The following is a 2,450-nucleotide window of genomic DNA, read 5'->3' as shown; positions in this document are numbered from 1 at the left end:
TACAACATCACGAAGGCGCAATTCGAGACGGGCACCGGTACCGAGCTCGATCTGCGCCAGGCGCAGACCGTGGTCGAGAACGCGCAGTCCAACCTGCAGGCGCAGATGCGCGCCCGCGCGCAGGCCGAGAACGCGCTCGTGCTGCTGATTGGCGAGCCGCTGCCGGCCGATCTGCCGCAAGGCCTGCCGCTCGACAGCCAGAACCTGCTCGCCGACATTCCGGAGGGGCTGCCTTCGGACCTGCTCACGCGGCGTCCGGACATCATGGAAGCGGAGCAGACGCTGCTCGCGGCGAACGCCAACATCGGCGCGGCGCGTGCGGCGTTCTTCCCGAAGATCTCGCTCACGGCGGCCCTCGGCACCGAAAGCCTCTCGCTCGGCGGTCTGTTCAAGGCGGGCACGGCAGCATGGAGCTTCGTGCCGCAGGCGACGCTGCCGATCTTCGAAGGCGGCACGAACATCGCGAACCTGGACCTCGCGAATGTCCAGAAGCGCATCGAGATCGCCAACTACGAGAAGGCGATCCAGTCGGCGTTCCGCGAAGTGGCCGACGGCCTCGCCGCGCGCGGCACCTACGATCTGCAGATCGCGGCGCTCGAGCGCAGCACCTTCGCCAACCAGCGCTCGCTCGATCTTTCGGAGCTGCGCTACCGGAACGGCGTGGACAGCTATCTGCCGGTGCTCGCCGCGCAGACGACGCTGTACACGGCGCAGACGTCGCTCGTCACGGCGCGGCTCGCGCGCTGGACCAACCTCGTCGACCTGTATCGCGCGCTTGGCGGCGGCTGGATCGAGCATGCGGGCGAAACGCCGCGTCCGGCCGACGCGCCCGTCGATTACGGCGCGGCCAGCGCGCCCGTGGCGGCTTCGGCCGCGACGGCGGGGTGATGGAGCACGGCGAGCAGGCACGGCGCCTCGTCTGAAAGTGAAAACGCCACGGGAGACCGTGGCGTTTTTTTATTCACGCGGCGCGCAAGCAAAAAAAAGCGCCACGGTTTCCCATGGCGCCAAACCAGCAAAAGACCCCGCTCGCGTGAGACACCTGCGAGTGGGGAACCTCTCGCGTCAACTCAGTGCGATTCGCTCAATGCGCCGCCGAACGCGGCATTTCGTGGCCCGTTTCGGGAGTTTGCTGCGCGTCCTGGCCGTGACGGCCTTCGAGATCGTGCCCGGCGCGGCGAATGGCGCGCTCGGCGGCCTTCTCGCTCTTCGCGCCGTTGAAGATCAGGTTCAGTACCACCGCCGAAACCGAAGCGAGCAGGATGCCGCTGTGCAGCAGCGGCGAGAGCGCCGGCGGCAGCTTCGCGAAGAAGTGCGGCGACACCACCGGCACGAGGCCGAGGCCCACGCTCACGGCAACGATGAAAAGGTTGTGCTGGTTGCGCACGAAGTCCACGCGCGAGAGCACCTTGATGCCGTTCGCGGCCACCATGCCGAACATCACGATGCCCGCGCCGCCCAGCACGAAGGGTGGCACCGAGGCGACCGCCTGCGCCATCTTCGGAAAGAGGCCGAGCAGCACGAGGATCACGCCGCCCATGGCGCACACGTAGCGGCTTTTCACGCCCGTCACGCCAATGAGGCCCACGTTCTGCGAAAACGACGTATGCGGAAACGAATTGAAGATGCCGCCGATCAGCGTGCCGAGACCGTCCACGCGCAGGCCGCGCACGAGCGTCGCCTGGTCGACGGGGCGCTCGACCATGTCGCCCACGGCGAGGAACATGCCCGTCGATTCGATGAAGGTCACGAACATGACGATGACCATCGTCGCGATCGGCAGGATATGGAATTTCGGCATGCCGAAATGGAACGGCATCACGATGCCGACCCACGGCGCGCTTGCCATGCCGCTCAGGTTCACGCGGCCGAGCGCGAGCGCGATCGAGAAGCCCGCGACGATGCCGAGCAGCACCGAGATATTGGCGATGAAGCCGCGCCCGAACTTGTTGATGAGCAGGATCAGCATCAGTACCATGAGCGAGAGGCCGAGATAGACGGGATTGCCGTAGTCGGGGTTGCCCACGCCGCCCGCGGCCCAGTTGATGCCCACTTCCATGAGCGAGAGGCCGATCACCGCGATCACGGTGCCCACCACGACGGGCGGGAAGAAGCGCAGCAGCTTGCCGATCATCGGCGCGATCAGGATGCCGATCGCGCCCGCGGCGATGGTCGAGCCGAAGATATCGAGAATGCCGAGCGAGGGATTCGTGCCGATGGCGATCATCGGCCCGACGGAGGCGAACGTGCAGCCCATGATGACGGGCAGGCGGATGCCGAAGATCCACAGGCCGAGCGTCTGGATCAGTGTGGCGATGCCGCAGGCGAACAGGTCGGCGCTGATGAGGAAGGCGATCTGGTCCTTCGGCAGCCCGATCGCGCCGCCGATGATGAGCGGCACGGCAACCGCGCCTGCATACATCACGAGCACGTGCTGGATGCCGAGCGTG

Annotated in this window: 2 protein-coding genes; one reads left to right on the top strand and one right to left on the bottom strand. The window is 66.6% G+C overall.

Annotated elements, in window-relative coordinates; genetic code table 11:
• Positions 1 to 888: efflux transporter outer membrane subunit (locus VMJ11_RS27760; protein ID WP_325623777.1), on the top strand; the 888-nt coding region annotated here is incomplete at its 5' end.
• Between the two features lie 196 nt (positions 889 to 1,084).
• On the opposite strand, the gene VMJ11_RS27755 is transcribed toward VMJ11_RS27760, so the two are convergent.
• A partial coding sequence (locus tag VMJ11_RS27755; protein ID WP_325623775.1) for a nucleobase:cation symporter-2 family protein occupies positions 1,085 to 2,450 on the bottom strand: 1,366 nt, incomplete at its 5' end.

The organism is Paraburkholderia sp. (assembly GCF_035501035.1).
Classification (GTDB): domain Bacteria; phylum Pseudomonadota; class Gammaproteobacteria; order Burkholderiales; family Burkholderiaceae; genus Paraburkholderia.
Note: the sequence above shows the minus strand (reverse complement) of the source record. Positions and strands in the feature narration are given on the sequence as shown.